Annotated in this window: 18 protein-coding genes and 2 riboswitches; of the genes, 5 read left to right on the top strand and 13 right to left on the bottom strand. The window is 67.5% G+C overall.

Going from position 1 to position 15,026, the window contains the following annotated elements:
- Positions 1–28 precede the first annotated feature (28 nt).
- The 6 genes from ACFQ00_RS16045 to ACFQ00_RS16020 form a co-directional block, all read right to left on the bottom strand.
- Positions 29–562, bottom strand: a complete 534-nt coding sequence (locus ACFQ00_RS16045) for a hypothetical protein (protein ID WP_381493047.1) — start codon at positions 560–562, stop codon at positions 29–31.
- A 47-nt stretch (positions 563–609) separates the two neighbouring features.
- Entirely contained in the window at positions 610–1,635 is a 1,026-nt protein-coding gene (gene queA, locus ACFQ00_RS16040; protein WP_381493044.1) for a tRNA preQ1(34) S-adenosylmethionine ribosyltransferase-isomerase QueA, read from the bottom strand.
- 1 nt (position 1,636) lies between these two features.
- Positions 1,637–2,347 (bottom strand): peptidylprolyl isomerase, encoded by a 711-nt coding sequence (locus tag ACFQ00_RS16035; protein ID WP_381493041.1) that lies wholly within the window; start codon positions 2,345–2,347, stop codon positions 1,637–1,639.
- 65 nt (positions 2,348–2,412) lie between these two features.
- On the bottom strand, positions 2,413–2,907 hold the full coding sequence (gene coaD, locus ACFQ00_RS16030; RefSeq protein WP_381493038.1) for a pantetheine-phosphate adenylyltransferase: 495 nt from the start codon (positions 2,905–2,907) through the stop codon (positions 2,413–2,415).
- A gap of 23 nt (positions 2,908–2,930) precedes the next feature.
- The gene (locus ACFQ00_RS16025; protein ID WP_381493035.1) at positions 2,931–3,827 is read right to left on the bottom strand and encodes a polyprenyl synthetase family protein; all 897 of its coding nucleotides are present in this window, start codon (positions 3,825–3,827) and stop codon (positions 2,931–2,933) included.
- 8 nt (positions 3,828–3,835) lie between these two features.
- On the bottom strand, positions 3,836–4,087 hold the full coding sequence (locus ACFQ00_RS16020) for an exodeoxyribonuclease VII small subunit (protein ID WP_381493032.1): 252 nt from the start codon (positions 4,085–4,087) through the stop codon (positions 3,836–3,838).
- A 176-nt stretch (positions 4,088–4,263) separates the two neighbouring features.
- On the opposite strand from ACFQ00_RS16020, the gene ACFQ00_RS16015 reads away from it, so the two are divergent.
- On the top strand, positions 4,264–5,106 hold the full coding sequence (locus tag ACFQ00_RS16015) for a hypothetical protein (protein ID WP_381493030.1): 843 nt from the start codon (positions 4,264–4,266) through the stop codon (positions 5,104–5,106).
- Here ACFQ00_RS16015 and ACFQ00_RS16010 read toward each other — a convergent pair.
- The 7 genes from ACFQ00_RS16010 to ACFQ00_RS15980 all read right to left on the bottom strand — a co-directional run bounded on the left by ACFQ00_RS16010 (position 5,103) and on the right by ACFQ00_RS15980 (position 11,583).
- Positions 5,103–5,396 (bottom strand): DUF1294 domain-containing protein, encoded by a 294-nt coding sequence (locus ACFQ00_RS16010; RefSeq protein ID WP_381493027.1) that lies wholly within the window; start codon positions 5,394–5,396, stop codon positions 5,103–5,105. The two genes, ACFQ00_RS16015 and ACFQ00_RS16010, sit on opposite strands and share 4 nt — an antisense overlap.
- A gap of 41 nt (positions 5,397–5,437) precedes the next feature.
- Entirely contained in the window at positions 5,438–7,006 is a 1,569-nt protein-coding gene (gcvPB, locus tag ACFQ00_RS16005) for an aminomethyl-transferring glycine dehydrogenase subunit GcvPB (RefSeq protein WP_381493024.1), read from the bottom strand.
- On the bottom strand, positions 7,000–8,370 hold the full coding sequence (gcvPA, locus tag ACFQ00_RS16000; RefSeq protein WP_381493021.1) for an aminomethyl-transferring glycine dehydrogenase subunit GcvPA: 1,371 nt from the start codon (positions 8,368–8,370) through the stop codon (positions 7,000–7,002). The genes gcvPB and gcvPA overlap by 7 nt, the downstream gene beginning before the upstream one ends.
- Before the next feature lie 3 nt (positions 8,371–8,373).
- Positions 8,374–9,135, bottom strand: coding sequence for a class I SAM-dependent methyltransferase (locus ACFQ00_RS15995; protein WP_381493017.1), 762 nt, complete (start codon positions 9,133–9,135; stop codon positions 8,374–8,376).
- Positions 9,136–9,142: 7 nt separating this feature from the next.
- Positions 9,143–9,514 carry a glycine cleavage system protein GcvH gene (gcvH, locus tag ACFQ00_RS15990; RefSeq protein WP_374595700.1) on the bottom strand — a complete coding sequence of 124 codons (372 nt, stop codon included), beginning with the start codon at positions 9,512–9,514 and terminating at the stop codon, positions 9,143–9,145.
- Positions 9,514–10,629 carry a glycine cleavage system aminomethyltransferase GcvT gene (gene gcvT, locus ACFQ00_RS15985; RefSeq protein WP_381493013.1) on the bottom strand — a complete coding sequence of 372 codons (1,116 nt, stop codon included), beginning with the start codon at positions 10,627–10,629 and terminating at the stop codon, positions 9,514–9,516. The genes gcvH and gcvT overlap by 1 nt, the downstream gene beginning before the upstream one ends.
- A 47-nt stretch (positions 10,630–10,676) precedes the next feature.
- Positions 10,677–10,792: riboswitch (glycine riboswitch) on the bottom strand.
- 2 nt (positions 10,793–10,794) lie between these two features.
- Positions 10,795–10,889, bottom strand: a riboswitch (glycine riboswitch).
- Between the two features lie 76 nt (positions 10,890–10,965).
- Positions 10,966–11,583: a hypothetical protein gene (locus ACFQ00_RS15980; RefSeq protein ID WP_381493012.1), complete on the bottom strand. Its 618-nt coding sequence runs from the start codon at positions 11,581–11,583 to the stop codon at positions 10,966–10,968.
- Positions 11,584–11,696: 113 nt separating this feature from the next.
- Here ACFQ00_RS15980 and ispH point away from each other — a divergent pair, with 113 nt between their 5' ends.
- The 4 genes from ispH to ACFQ00_RS15960 all read left to right on the top strand — a co-directional run bounded on the left by ispH (position 11,697) and on the right by ACFQ00_RS15960 (position 15,025).
- Complete coding sequence (ispH, locus tag ACFQ00_RS15975) at positions 11,697–12,656, top strand: 4-hydroxy-3-methylbut-2-enyl diphosphate reductase (protein ID WP_381493009.1); 960 nt, start codon at positions 11,697–11,699, stop codon at positions 12,654–12,656.
- 3 nt (positions 12,657–12,659) lie between these two features.
- Complete coding sequence (thrB, locus tag ACFQ00_RS15970) at positions 12,660–13,601, top strand: homoserine kinase (RefSeq protein ID WP_381493006.1); 942 nt, start codon at positions 12,660–12,662, stop codon at positions 13,599–13,601.
- Positions 13,598–14,047 (top strand): ribonuclease HI, encoded by a 450-nt coding sequence (rnhA, locus tag ACFQ00_RS15965; RefSeq protein WP_381493003.1) that lies wholly within the window; start codon positions 13,598–13,600, stop codon positions 14,045–14,047. The genes thrB and rnhA overlap by 4 nt, the downstream gene beginning before the upstream one ends.
- Positions 14,048–14,185: 138 nt before the next feature.
- On the top strand, positions 14,186–15,025 hold the full coding sequence (locus ACFQ00_RS15960) for a PEP-CTERM sorting domain-containing protein (RefSeq protein ID WP_381493001.1): 840 nt from the start codon (positions 14,186–14,188) through the stop codon (positions 15,023–15,025).
- Position 15,026 lies beyond the last annotated feature (1 nt).

The following is a 15,026-nucleotide window of genomic DNA, read 5'->3' as shown; positions in this document are numbered from 1 at the left end:
TAGAGCGAAGCGCGCGCGCAGGAAACCTCTATCCGCTGACGACGTGGATGCTGCCCTTCGCCCCCGCCGCGCCGTCCACCGTCTCGTCGACGAGTTCGACGACGAACGCATCGCCGTCACTCGTCTCGCCAGTCAGCGTGTCGCCCTCGCGTTCGAAGGCGATACCCTTCTGCGTGAAGCGCCGCGCGAACCAGCCCGCCACGGTCTTCGCGTCGGCAGGCGCGGTGAAGCCGACATCCACCGCGGCGTCGCCTTTCTTGTCCTTGGAGCCGGCATCGACCCGGATCTCCCCGATCGTCGAACCGGGGTAGAGCTTCACGCCGTCGATATCGAAATCGTCTGCCCCGAGCGCCACCTTGGGCAGCTTGAGGTTGAGGTCGAAGCCCGGCGTCGTCACCGTCACCGCGCCCGTCTTGCCGTCCGCTGCGGCCTCGAACACGCGCTTGCCCTGTTCGTTCGCCGCGACGATGGCGACGTCCGCGCCCTTCTCGGGCTGATCGGCGGGCGCGTCGCACGCGGCAAGGCCGAGCATGGCGAGAGCGGGAATCATCAGCTTCATCATGAGCACCTCATTAACCGTATTATATGAATAATACAGCAGAGGCCTGATCACGGCAAGAGCAGGCTCGAATCACCGTAGGAGTAGAAGCGGTATCCGCCCCCGATCGCGTGCGCATAGGCGCCGCGCATCGTCTCCAGCCCCATCAACGCGCTCACCAGCATGAAGAGCGTCGAGCGCGGCAGATGGAAGTTGGTCATCAGGCCCTGCACCGTGCGGAAGCGGTAGCCGGGCGTGATGAAGATGTCGGTATCGCCCCTGAACGGTACGATTTCGCCATCCTCGCGCGCCGCGCTTTCAAGGAGGCGCAGCGAGGTAGTGCCGACGGCGATGATGCGCCCGCCCGCCTTGCGCGCGGCATTGAGCCGCGCCGCCGCCTCGGCGCTCACCTCGCCCCACTCGGCGTGCATCCGGTGGTCGCGCGTGTCGTCCACCTTCACGGGCAGGAACGTCCCCGCACCAACGTGCAGCGTCAGTGTCTCGCGCCCCACGCCCCGCGCGTCCAGCGCCGCGATCAGTTCGGGCGTGAAGTGCAGCGCGGCCGTGGGCGCGGCGACCGCACCCTCGCGCGCGGCGAACATCGTCTGATAGTCCTCGGCGTCGCGCGCATCCGCCGGGCGCTTGCCCGCAATGTACGGCGGCAGCGGCATCGTGCCCGCCGCGTGCAGTGCAGCCTCCAAAGGCCCCTCGCATTCGAAGCGCCACAGGATGCTGCCGTCCGCCGCCTTCTCGGTGACAATGCCTTCCAGCCCCGCGCCGAAATCGACGCGGTCGCCCGCCTTCAGCCGCTTGGCGTTGCGAACGAACGCCCGCCAGTCATACGGCCCCTCGCGCTTGTGGAGCGTAACACCGATCTTCGCCTCACCCTTGCGGCCGAAAAGCTGCGCGGGGATGACGCGCGTGTCGTTGAAGACAAGAACGTCGCCCGGTTCCAGCAGCCCCGGCAGATCGCGCACCACCCGGTCTTCGAGGCGGCCGGGGCGCACGACGAGCATCCGCGCCGCATCGCGCGGGCTGGCCGGGCGAAGCGCGATCAGGTCCTGCGGCAGCTCGAAATCGAAATCGTCGACGCGCAAGTCAGTTCTGCGGCGGCGGTGCCTGAGCGGCCGCCTGCAGCACGGCGGGCGCGGCTTCAGGCGCCGCGATCGCAGGCGGTGGCGGCGGCACGTTATCGGCTGCGATCGAAGCCTTGAGGATGCGGGAGGGGTTCGCGGGCGGCTCGCCGCGCGCGATCTTGTCCACGAACTCCATGCCCGAGATCACGCGGCCCCAGCCCGTATAGTTGCCGTCCATCGTGCCGGTCATCGGCATGAACATGATGAAGAACTGGCTGTTCGCGCTGTCCGGCGCCTGCGTGCGCGCCATCGAGGCGGTGCCGCGCAGGTGCGGCAGCGAATTGAACTCGGCCTTGAGGTCGGGAAGGTCGGAGCCGCCCTGCCCGGTGCCCTGCGGATCGCCGGTCTGCGCCATGAAGCCTTCGATGACGCGGTGGAAGATGATGCCGTCGTAGAAGCCGCGGCGCACCAGCGTCTTGATGCGCTCGATATGGTTCGGCGCCATGTCCGGCCGCATCAGGATGGCAACGCGCCCGCCCGTCGAAAGGTCGAGATAGAGGATATTCTCCGGGTCCTGTGCGGTTGGCGCGGCAACCGGCGCAGGCGCCGTTGTAGCCTCCTGCTGCACCTTCATCGCCTGTTCCGGCGACATCTTGCTCGCCTCCTGCGCGGATGCGGGCGACGCCATCGCGACCGCCAGCATTGCAAACAGCGCAGTCCATACTCGTTTCATGCCGAACCCTCGATTTCCAACGTGCTGCACGCCATAGCCCGGAAAGGCTGCATCCGTGCTGAATATCATGATCTGTTCGCGGCAACCTTCGTCTTCACCGCCGCCGCCACCGCCGGCGTCACGAACTTGCCGATCTCGCCCCCGAATATGGCGATTTCCTTCACCAGTCGCGAGGCGATCGGCTGCAGCGCCACGTCCGCCATCAGGAACACCGTCTCGATCTCGCTGTTCAGCTGCTGGTTCATGCCCGCCATCTGATACTCGTATTCGAAATCGGCGACCGCGCGCAGGCCGCGCACGATCATGCTGGCGCCCTGGCTCGCGGCGAAATCCATCAGCAGCGCGTTGAACGAGACGACTTCGATCGTGCCGTTCGCGATACCTGCGATTTCGCGGCGCACCTGATCGAGCCGTTCCTCCAATGTGAACATCGGCGACTTCGACGGGTTCGTCGACACGCCGATGATCAGCTTGTCGACGAGCTTGGCGCCGCGCCGAATGATATCGATATGGCCGAGCGTGATCGGGTCGAACGTGCCCGGATAAACGCCGATGCGCATGACGTATTCCCCTGCTTGCTGGTCTAGCGGTCGCGTTCGATCGCGAAGCGCGCGATGGCGCGCAAGAGATCGGCGGACTGGCCGAAGCCGTGCAGATGCCCGATCGCCTGATCGATCAGCATTTCCGCCTGCTTGCGCGCGCGTTCGATGCCGAGCAGCGACACGAAGGTCGCCTTGCCGGCGCCTTCGTCCTTGCGCACGGCCTTGCCCGTGCGGCGGCTGTCGCCCTCCACGTCGAGCAGATCGTCGGCGATCTGGAACGCGAGGCCGAGGTCGCGCGCATAGCCGCGCAATTTCACCCGGTTGTCCGCGCTCGCCTTGCCCATGATCGCGCCCGCCTCGATCGCGAAGCCGATGAGCGCGCCCGTCTTCAGCTGCTGCAGTCGCGTCGTCGTTGGCAGGTCGAACGTCTCCGCCTCGGCCACCAGATCCATCATCTGTCCGCCCGCCATGCCTGTGGGGCCGCTGGCCCGCGCGAGTTCGAGCACCAGCTCGGCGCGCACATAGGGGTCTTCGTGAGTGGCCTCGTCGGCGAGAACCTCGAAGGCGAGCGCCTGCAGCGCGTCGCCCGCGAGCACCGCCGTCGCCTCGTCGAACGCTTTGTGCAGCGTCGGCTTGCCGCGCCGCGTGTCGTCGTCGTCCATGCAGGGCAGGTCGTCGTGGACGAGGCTGTAGACATGCACGCATTCGGTGGCGATCGCGGTGCGCAGTGCGCGTTCCTTGTCGACATGGAACAGGTCGCACGAGGCGACCACGAGCAGCGGCCGCATCCGCTTGCCGCCGCCCATCGCCGCATAGCGCATCGCCTCCACGAGGCGCCGGCGCGGATCGGCGGGGATCGGCAGCAATTTGTCGAAACGCTGATCGATCGCGGTTCCGATGGCATCGAGCGCGGGCTTCAGGCTGAGCGAAGCGTACACCGCGGCGCCTATTCGGTATCGAAGGGTCGCGTGCCCTTCGGTTCGCCGTCGGGGCCGATCTGGATAAGCTCGATGCGCGCCTGCGCCGCCTTCAGCTTTGCTTCGCAATAGGCCTTCAGCTGCTGGCCCTGTTCGTAAAGGCCGATCGAGGCTTCGAGATCGACTTCACCGGCCTCGAGCTGGTGCACGATCTTCTCCAGCCGCGCGAGCGCAGCCTCAAAGCTCAGCCCTTCCAGCGATGCCGTATCCGCGCCGGTCATCTCACTCCCCGTACACTTTCGGTGTACGGCGTTTTGGACGGGCGATGCGCGGCGGTCAACAGGGCTTTGGGCTGGCAGCTTGCACGGCGCACCGAAACGCCGCAGCATCCGGCGACAGGACACAGAGCTGGCACAGAGCTGGCACAGAGCTGGCACGGGGCGGGCACGGCACATTGATGCAGACGGTCTTCGACATCGCGAACACGCGCTACGAGGAATGGGTCTTCTTCGCGATCCCGCTCGCACTGTTCGCGCTGGCGGCCATCGGGCGCTGGCGGAGCAAGACGCAGCGCTGGTCGAAAGTGCTGCTGGTGTTCGCCGCGCTCACCTTCCTGATCATGCTCATCCCGCTGTGGGACTATCACGCCCTGCAGCGCGTGATGGCCGAAGGCCGCGAGATCAAGGTCGCCGAGGGCGTCGTCAGCGATGCCTGGACACAGGAACGCCGCGAAGCCCGCCGCCCGGGCGACATCGGCTATCGTTACCGTACGTGGGAGGGTTTCACCGTCGGCGGCGTCACCTTCGGCTACTGGCGCGGCTTCCAGCCTTCGGGTGCCAGCTTCACGAACCGCGGCGATCCGCCCATTCCCATCCAGAACGGGATGCGCGCCCGCGTCACCTACCACGAACAGTGGGACGACAAGCGCATCCTCAAGTTCGAACTCGGCCCGGCTGCGGGCTCCGCTGCGAGCATAGGCGGTATCGCCCCCGGCGCGGTCGCATCGTTCGCGCCGGACTGGACCCGCTTCGCCACCGCCGCCGCCACAGGCGACGCCGCGACCGTCAAGGCGCTGACCCGCTTCCCGTTCCTGTTCGAAGGCCGGGAACTCGCTGCCGATCGCTTCGATTCGATCTGGATGGGCCTGTTCACCCCTGCGGTGCGCGAATGCATGGGCCGGGCGCAGCCGCAGACCGAAGAGAATCGCTTCGTCGTGTTCTGTGCGCCCTATGTCTTCTACTTCGATCAAGCTGCCGAAGGCTGGCGCTTCAGCGAATTCACCGCCGACCCCGAAGGTTAGGCAAACGCCATCAGGAACGCGCGTCCCCTCTCGGTAGACGCGGCAAACAGAATCACCGCCTGCACAGCCACAAGCGCGCGGAAGCACGTCTGAAAAGACGCCTTGCGCGTCTTGTGACGAACCAGCCGCATGGCCGCCCACGCGCCTGGCGAACCGCCGACGAGGGCAAGGCCGAGCAGCGTGCTTTCCGAAATCCGGCGCCCGCCCGTTTCGGCGAAATGCTTGTCGCAAACATAGGCGGCGAAGGCGGCGAGGTTCACCGCGATCAGATAGTAAGCGATCGTTCCCATCGCCGCCGTCTTGCCATGTGCGCGCTTAACAGGCCGTGCGCCTACTCCGCCGCGATGCTTTCCGGCACCCAGCTCAGCACGGGCTTCCGCGCCGCCAGCGTCTCGTCGAGGCGGCGACGCGGTGCGAGGTGCGGCGCGGCCTTGAAGTGCTCCACTTCGCCCGCCTTCGCGCGCGCCACGAGATGGCGCAACGTCGCAATGAACTGGTCGAGCGTCGCCTTGCTCTCGGTTTCCGTCGGCTCGATCAGCATCGCGCCGTGGACGACGAGCGGGAAGTACATCGTCATCGGGTGATAGCCCTCGTCGATCAGCGCCTTGGCGATGTCGATCGTGGTGACGCCGGTGCCTTCGAGGAAATGATCGTCGAACAGCGCCTCGTGCATACAGGGGCCTGATGTGCCGAACGGCGCGGTCATCACGTCGTCGAGGCTGCGCAGCACGTAGTTCGCGTTCAGCACAGCGTCCTCGGCGACCTGTCGCAGGCCGTCGGCGCCGTGGCTCATGATGTAGCTGAGCGCGCGCACGAACATGCCCATCTGGCCGTGGAAGGCGACCATGCGGCCGAAGCTCCGCGCGTGCGCGTCGCCCCGTCCATGCGCCTGCTCTTCCTCGACCAGCTCGAAATGCGTACCCGTGTGACGCACGAACGGCAGCGGCGCGAACGGCGCCAGCGCCGCCGAGAACACCACCGGCCCCGCGCCCGGCCCGCCGCCGCCATGCGGCGTCGAGAAGGTCTTGTGGAGGTTGATGTGCATCGCATCAACGCCGAGGTCGCCGGGGCGGACGCGCCCGACGATGGCGTTGAAGTTTGCGCCGTCGCAATAGACGTAGGCGCCCGCCGCGTGTGTCGCCTCGGAGATCGCAATCATGTCCGGCTCGAACAGGCCGCACGTGTTCGGATTGGTGATCATCACCGCCGCGACATCGGCGCCGAGGCGCGCCTTCAATGCCGCGAGATCGACACGACCCGCCGGCGTCGCCGGGATGTTCTCCACCTCATAGCCGCAGAAGGCAGCGGTCGCCGGGTTGGTGCCGTGCGCCGATTCGGGCACCAGAACCACCTTGCGCGCTTCGCCGCGCGCCTCGTGCGCCGCGCGGATCGCGAGCATCCCGCAAAGCTCGCCGTGCGCGCCCGCCTTCGGGCTCATGGCGACTTCGGGCATCCCGGTCAGCGTTTTCAGCCAGTGCGCAAGGCTGTCGATGAGTTCGAGCGCGCCCTGCACGCTGTCGACCGGCTGCAGCGGGTGGATGTCCGAGAAACCGGGCAGGCGCGCCATCTTCTCGTTGAGACGCGGGTTGTGCTTCATCGTGCATGAGCCGAGCGGGAACAGGCCCATGTCGATCGCGAAGTTCTGGCGGCTGAGGCGCGTGTAGTGCCGCACCGCTTCCGGCTCGGAAAGGCCCGGCAGCCCGATCGGCTCACGCTCCAGCCCGCCGAGGCGCGAGGCGACCTTCGGCGGCGCGAGCAGGTCGACGCCGGTGCGTTCGCTGTCGCCGATCTCGAAGATCAAGGGTTCTTCGAGCGCAAGGCCCCGGTTGCCGGTGAAGGTCTCGATCTCGCCGGTCTCGATGGCGCCCGGCGCCGTTTCGCGTCCCTGACGGTTCAGCATGACACGGCCTCCTCATACGCGGCGACAAGTCTGTCGATATCCTCGTCGGTCTGCGTTTCCGTCACGGCGACGACGACGCCGTTCGCGAGGCTCGCCTCACCCGGATAGAGCCGCCCGAGCGCGACGCCGCCGAGCACGCCCGCGTCCGCCATGCGCCGGATCGCGGGCCGCGCCTCGACGGAAAGCCGCAGCGTGAACTCATTGAAGAACGGCCCGTTCAGCAGGTCGACGCCCGGAATTGCCGCCAACCGCTCCGCCACCTGCACCGCGCGGGCGTGGTTGAGCGCCGCAAGGTCGCGCAAGCCCTTCTCGCCGAGCAGGCTCATGTGGATCGTGAACGCAAGGCTGATGAGCCCGGAGTTGGTGCAGATGTTCGAGGTCGCCTTCTCGCGGCGGATATGCTGCTCGCGCGTCGAGAGCGTCAGCACGAAGCCGCGCCGCCCTTCCGCGTCCACCGTCTCGCCGCAGAGCCGCCCCGGCATCTGGCGGACGTGCTTGTGGTTGCAGGCGAAGAGGCCAAGGTACGGCCCGCCGAAGCTGAGCCCGCCGCCGATCGACTGGCCCTCGCCCACCACGATATCCGCCCCCATCGCGCCCGGCGAACGGACCGCGCCGAAGGCAACGGCTTCCGTCACCACGGCGATCAGCAGCGCCCCCTTCTCGTGGCAGCGCGCCGCCAGTTCCGAAAGGTCGGCGACATGGCCGAAGAGGTTCGGGTTCTGCACGACAACGCAGCTCGTCTCGTCGTCGATCGCGGCGATGAGCGCGGCAATATCGTCGCCCGGCGCGCCCTCGTTGAGCACCGGAACCGAAGCCACCACTTCGTCATCGGTGAAATGCGTCAGCGTCTTCGCAACCGAGACATAGTGCGGGTGCAGCCCCGCCGAGAGCAGCGCCTTCGCGCGCCGCGTCACCCGCCGCGCCATGAAGATCGCTTCCACGCACGCCGTAGACCCATCGTACATCGAGGCGTTCGCCACATCCATGCCGGTCAGGCGCGCGACCTGCGTCTGGAACTCGAACAGATACTGCAGCGTGCCCTGCGCGATTTCCGGCTGATAGGGCGTGTAGCTCGTCAGGAACTCGCCGCGCTGGATCAGGTGATCGACGCTGGCGGGAACGTGATGCTTGTAGGCGCCGCAGCCGAGGAAGAAGGGCACGTGTGTCGCGGTCAGGTTCTTCCGCGCCATCGCGGAGAGCGCGCGCTCCACCTCCATCTCGCTCATGTGGAGCGGCAGGCCCTCCACCGGGCCGGAAAGCCGCGCGGCGGCAGGCACGTCGCGGAACAGGTCGTCGACGCTGGGTGCGCCGATACGCCCGAGCATCGCGGCACGGTCGTCGGCAGTGAGGGGCAGGTATCGCATTCGCTACTCCGGTTTTGTGGCCGCGAAGCGCAGCCGCACGTAATCCGCCATCCAGTTGCCGTCCGCATCGCAGAGGATGGGACGGAGAAGTTCGACGGTTTCGTCGATCACCGCCTGCCGGTCACTGTCCGTGACCTTCAGCGCATCGAGGAAGCCCGTGCGAAACGTCGTGAGCCACGCCGCCATGCCGCTGGCGAGCGGCGTCTGGCGCGGGATGATATCGCAGGCCTCGACCCTGAACCCGGCAGCCTCCAGCGCGCCCCGCGCCTGCAACGCGGTCATGTAGACCTGGTCCTCGCGGCCCGGCACGGCATAACCGCGCGCCTTCAGCACGCCGCGCAGCCCGGCGCGGATCGCGGCGATGTTGCCGAAGCCGCCGCACTCGGCGACGAAACGCCCGCCCGGCCTCAAGGCCCGGTGCACGCCCGCGAACACCGCCGCCGTATTCGGCATCCAGTGCAGCGCGGCGTTCGAGAACACAGCGTCGAAGCCGCCGTCGAAGGTCAGGCGCTGGCCGTCCATCACTTCGGCGTCGAGCCCCTTGGCGCGCGCGGCCGCCACCATCGCCGGATCGGCATCGGTGCCGAGCACGCTCGCCCCCGCCTCGACCAGCTTCAGCGTCAGCACGCCGTCGCCGCAGCCGAGATCGAGAATCCGCTCGCCGGCCTTCGGCGCAAGCAGACCCAGCACGGCAGCCCCGAGCGCGGGCACGAACGCCGCGTGGGCGGCGTACGCGGCCGGATCGAAATTGTGCTGCCGCGCCATCGAAGCCCTAGAGGTCCGCGCAGAACGCCGCGTAGGCGTCCGCGTCCATCAGGCCGGAAAGCTCGGCGGCATTGCCGATGCTCATCTTGAAGAACCAGCCATCGGTTTCCGCTGCGCTGTTGACGAGCGACGGATCGGCTTCAAGCGCATCGTTCACTTCGCTGACGCTGCCCGAGATCGGCGCATAGACCTCGCTCGCGGCCTTCACCGATTCGACGACGGCGGCATCCTTACCCTGCACCAGCGCCTTGCCGGCGGCGGGAAGCTCCACGAACACCACGTCGCCAAGCTGGCTCTGCGCATAGTCGGTGATGCCCACAGTGGCGGTATCGCCCTCGACACGGACCCACTCGTGCTCTTTCGAATAATAGACGGTCATCACTGGCCTCCCTGTCTGACATAACGGTGCGGAACGAACGGCATGGGCGCAACGACGGCGGCGATCCGCCGTCCGCGAACATCGATTTCAAGCGCGGTGCCGTCCGCGGCGTGGCTCGCCGAGACGAAGCCCATCGCGATCGGCGCGCCCACCGTGGGCGCGAACCCGCCCGAGGTAATGACGCCGACCTTTTCGGTCCCGGCGAAAATCTCCGCACCCTCGCGCGCGGGCAGCTTGCCCTCGATGCGAAGCCCGATGCGCTTCACCGGCGCACCGTTCAGAAGCTGGCCGAGCACGCGCTCGGCGCCCGGAAACCCGCCTTCGAGCTTGCGGCGCTTGGAAATCGCGAAACCGAGATCGGCCTCGATCGGCGTCGAGGCTGTGGAGAGGTCGTGCCCATAGAGCGGCAGCCCCGCCTCCAGCCGCAGCGAATCGCGCGCGCCGAGCCCGATCGGCTTCACCTCCGGCTGCGCGAGCAGCGCACTGGCGACGGTTTCGGCCTTGTCTGCGGGCACGGAAATCTCGAACCCGTCCTCGCCCGTGTAGCCCGAGCGGCTCACCCACACGTCGACGCCCTCGATGCGGAACGCCCCCGCCTTCATGAACACCAACGTCGAGACCTCGCCCGCGACACGCGCCAGCGCATCCGCCGCCTTCGGCCCCTGCAGCGCGAGCAATGCGAGATCGGTGCGGTGAACGAGCGAAACCCCGCCCGCAAGCCGTGCCGAGATGTGCGCAATGTCGCCGTGCTTGGTGGCGCCGTTGACGACGACGTAGAAATGATCGCCGCGGTTCGTCACCATCAGGTCGTCGATGATGCCGCCATTGTCGTCGAGCAGCAGCGAATAGCGCATCCGGTTTTCGCGCAGCGCCAGGAAATCGCCCGGCATCAGGCTTTCGAGCGCCTCCGCGACGCCCTGCCCGCGGAATTCGAGCTGGCCCATGTGGCTCACATCGAAAAGGCCGGCGCTCTCGCGCGTCCAGTTGTGCTCGGCCATGATGCCTTCGAACTGCACGGGCATGGCATAGCCCGCGAACGGCACCATGCGGCCGCCAAGGGCGCGGTGCAGGGCGTCCAGCGGCAGCGCCAGCGCGGTTTCATCAGCTTCAGACATCGAGGCTCCGTTCGTGACACAGATTCCCGGCGCAAAGCCGCGCCGGGCCGCCCCCATCTGTCACGGAACCTGAGAGTTTCGCGCCGCTCGATCTGCTCGAACCTGCGCTTACCCCGTCGGTGGGATGCGCCCGAAGCCGCATCCGCTTTCCAGAGCGCCGTACGAGGTGGCCGCGCGGTCCTTGGGCCTGAGAGATTCCGGGGGCGGTTGCTCCTTCGGCGCCGCATCCCGAAGAATGCGGACTCTCCCGCGCGTCACCGGTGCCGGGGCACCGACGGCCCGGCCTCCATGCGGGGCGGCAGGGATTCTGTCAACGGGGGATAGGGCCCGCGGGCGCTACTTCCCGACGTTGTAGGCTAGCGCCGCGTCGTCGAGCTGGAAGCCGACCAGCAGTTCGAAGCTGGCGTTCTTCAGCGCGCTTCGCGCTTCCGGCGCGGCGAGCGGGTCGATCGCGGCGTCGGCGTCGCCGGGCTTGCGCTCGCGGGTCAGCTCGCGCGCGATGTTTTCAGGCAGTGCGGCGGCGGCGCGGCTGATGTCGCTGCGCGCATAACCGGTCGCGCGCGCGCGCAGCTGGCCGTCCTCGAAGCGCAGCGTCACGCTGCCGAGCTGCTTCGAGAGCAGCTGGTCGCCCGCGCGCAGCACCACGGCGAAATAGGGCAGCGTCACGTCGCGCGCGCCGCTGGCGTTCGCGCGCTGCGCCACGACGTCGAACGAAAGCTGGCTGTTCAGCCGCTCCGTCGATTCGGCGCAGGTGGCGCGCACGTTGGTGATCGTGGCGGTCACGTCGATGGCGTTCGCGTCGCGGCTCGTCTCCGGCGAGAACAGGGTCACCTCGCTCGCGTACTGGAGCGTGCCGGCCGCGGGGCAGGGGCTGCGCGTGATCTTCAGCGGATTGCCGCCGCCGCAGGCCGCCAGCATGAGGAGCGCAGGCACAACAACGAAAAACTGGCGCACGTGTGACGGTCCTTCCCGCATCGGGCTCAAGACGCCCTTTGGCGCCCCTGTCGCCCGCCTCTATAGGAAGCGGCTTTTGAAGCGGCAAGCAATCGCGTAGAGGGGGCGCCGTCATGGCCGACATCGATCCAGAACTGAAGCGCCCGCTCCGCGTGCTCGTCGCAGGCCCGCGCGGCTTCTGCGCGGGCGTCGACCGCGCCATCCGCATCGTCGAGCTTGCGCTCGAAAAGTGGGGCGCCCCCGTCTACGTGCGTCACGAAATCGTCCACAACCGCTTCGTCGTCGATAGCCTGCGCGCCAAGGGCGCCGTGTTCGTCGAGGAGCTGGACGAGGTGCCGGAAGACGTGCCGGTGATCTTCTCGGCCCACGGCGTTCCGAAAAGCGTGCCGAAGGCCGCCGAGGCCCGCAAGATGGTCTATGTCGACGCGACCTGCCCGCTGGTGTCGAAGGTGCACCGGCAGGCCGAGCGGCTGATCGAACAGGGGCGGCACATCATCTTCGTCGGCCATGCCGGGCACCCGGAGGTGATCGGCACGTTCGGGCAGGTGCCGCAGGGTGCGATGACGCTGGTGGAAACGGTCGAAGACGCCGAAACCATCGCCGTCGCCGATCCTTCGGGTATCGCCTTCCTCACGCAGACGACGCTTTCGGTGGATGATACCCACGCCATCGTCGAGACGCTGCGTCGCCGTTTCCCGGAGATTCAGGCGCCGCGCGGCGAGGATATCTGCTACGCCACCTCGAACCGGCAGGATGCCGTGAAGGCCATCGCCACGCAGTGCGATGTCGTGTTCGTGATCGGCGCGCCCAACTCGTCGAACTCGCTGCGGCTGCGCGAGGTCGCGGAGCGCTGCGGTGCCCGCGCCCATCTGGTGCAGCGCGCCAGCGAGCTCGACTGGGCATGGCTTGCCGACGCGGAAACAGTGGGCATCAGCGCCGGCGCCTCCGCGCCCGAAGTGCTGGTGCAGGAGCTTTTGGACGCGCTCGCCGCGCGCCGCCAGCTCAGCGTCGAGCAGATCTCGACCGCCGTCGAGGATGTCGCCTTCAAACTTCCGCGCGTGCTCACGGAATAACCCATGGCCGTCTACACCCATGTTCCCGCGGAGGATCTGTCCGCGTTCGTCGCGCGCTACGACATCGGCGCGCTCGTTGCGGCGAAGGGCATTGCCGAGGGCGTCGAGAATTCGAACTACCTGATCGATACGACGCGCGGGCGCTACATCCTGACGCTCTACGAAAAGCGCGTCGACACCGCCGATCTCCCCTATTTCCTCGCGCTGATGCGCCATGCCGCGGACGGGGGCCTGCCCGTGCCGAGGCCGATCGAGGACAAGGCCGGCGAACCCTTGCAGGAACTTTCCGGCCGCCCGGCGTGCGTGATCGAGTTCCTGACCGGCATATCGGTTACCGAACCCACCCCCGCGCTCTGCCATGCCGCCGGGGAAGCGCTTGGGCGTCTCCACGCGGCAACCGCCGATTTCGGCGGCGTGCGCGCCAATGCGCTCGGTCATGAGGGGCGGCTGGAGCTTGCCGCGAAGTGTCTGCCGCGCGCCGGCGAGATCGACCCCGCCCTCGCGGCGCTGATCGAGACCGAGATGGCGTTCCAGAAAGCGCACTGGCGCGCCGACCTGCCGCAGGGGACGATCCACGCCGATCTGTTCCCGGACAATGTGCTCGCGCTCGACGACACCGTCACCGGCATCATCGATTTCTATTTCGCCTGCACCGATGCGCGCGCCTACGACCTTGCCGTGATGCACGGCGCGTGGTGCTTCAGCAACGACGGCGCGGTTTTCTATTCGCAGCGCGCCGAAGCGCTCGAGGCTGGCTACCGCGCCGCGCACCCGATCACGGCGGCGGAAGCGGCAGCCATGCCCGTGCTGCGCCGCGCCTCTGCGCTGCGCTTCCTGCTGACGCGCGCGTGGGATTGGCTGAACACGCCTCCCGGCGCGCTCGTCACTCGCAAGGATCCGATGGCGTTCGCACGGCGGCTCCTCCACTACCGCGAGGCCGAATGAGCGCCGCTTCCGACGTCGAAGTGTTCACGGACGGCGCCTGCAAGGGCAACCCCGGCCCGGGCGGCTGGGGCGCCATCCTCCGGGCGAAGGGCCAGGAGCGGGAGCTGAGGGGCGCGGAGCCGCTGACCACCAACAATCGCATGGAACTCACGGCGGCGATCGAGGCGCTGAAGGCGTTGAAACGCCCGTGCAGCGTGAAGCTCACCACCGATTCGGTCTACGTGCGGGACGGCATCACCAAATGGGTGCACGGCTGGCAGCGGAACGGCTGGCGCACCGCCGACAAGAAGCCGGTGAAGAACGCCGATCTGTGGCAGGCCCTGATCGCCGCGGCGGCGCCCCACCGTGTCGAATGGCACTGGGTGAAGGGCCACAACGGCCATGCCGAGAACGAACGCGCCGACGAACTCGCCAATCTTGCGGTCGCAGAGCTCTCGAGCGCATAACGTCGGCAGATTTTACATACGCATCCGCAACAATCGCGGCGTGTATTGAATCCAAAGCCTTTTTCTTGTCTGGTACATAAATTGCTTGGGAGTGCGCGGATGTGCTTCGGCGCAGGGCGTTCGTACAGGGGATTGATTGTGAGCAGGTCGAATTCAAGCCGCGCAGTGCTGGGCGCGCTCGCGCTTTCCGCAGCGGCGCTGGCGTCATCGCCCGCCTTCGCGGTCGCCATCGGCAGCCTCGATCTCAGCGGCGGCTGCTCGGTCAACTGCGGCATCGACGGCCCCGACGGCAACGCCCGCACCTTCACCACCACCGCATCGGACGGCAGCATCGTCAACGTGCGCGCCACGGCATGGACGATCAAGGGCGGCACCTGGAACAGCGGCGATCACGACCAGGCGTTCCTCGGCTATTATGACGGCGGCCTCGGCGTCACGGCGGCAGGTTCGGTCAGCAGCGGCGGCGACGGCAATGCCGCCTCCGGCAACAACGCGGGCGGCGCGCAGGGACGCCACACGACCGACAATGCGGGCTCCAAGGACTATATCGTCCTGCAGTTCGACCAGCTCGTTTCGCCCTCGGCGGTCGTCCTCAATGCCTACGACATGTACAGCGGCGGCAACTGGACCAAGGACAATGACGCGACGATCCTGATCGGCACCGTCGGCACCGGCTGGAACCAGTTCCTCGATGTCGAGGCGGCATTCCCGGACCTCTCGACTGATCTGCACGAGATCCAGATCAAGACGACGCCGTCCAGCCCCTATGTCGGCTTCGATGCCGGCGGCCACTACGGCAACGTCATCATCATCGCGGCCGACCTCTATTACGCCGGCCTGAAGGGCGACAGCCCGGATTCGTTCAAACTCGCGATGATGAACTTCTACACGAGCGACGTGCCCGAACCGGCGATGCTCGGCCTCTTCGGCCTTGGCCTCCTCGGCATCGGCGCCGCACGCCGCCGCCGCCGGGCCTGAT

The sequence above is a fragment of the Sphingosinicella xenopeptidilytica genome, from assembly GCF_042676985.1.
In the GTDB taxonomy this organism is placed as follows: Bacteria; Pseudomonadota; Alphaproteobacteria; order Sphingomonadales; family Sphingomonadaceae; genus Sphingosinicella; species Sphingosinicella xenopeptidilytica.
Note: the sequence above shows the minus strand (reverse complement) of the source record. Positions and strands in the feature narration are given on the sequence as shown.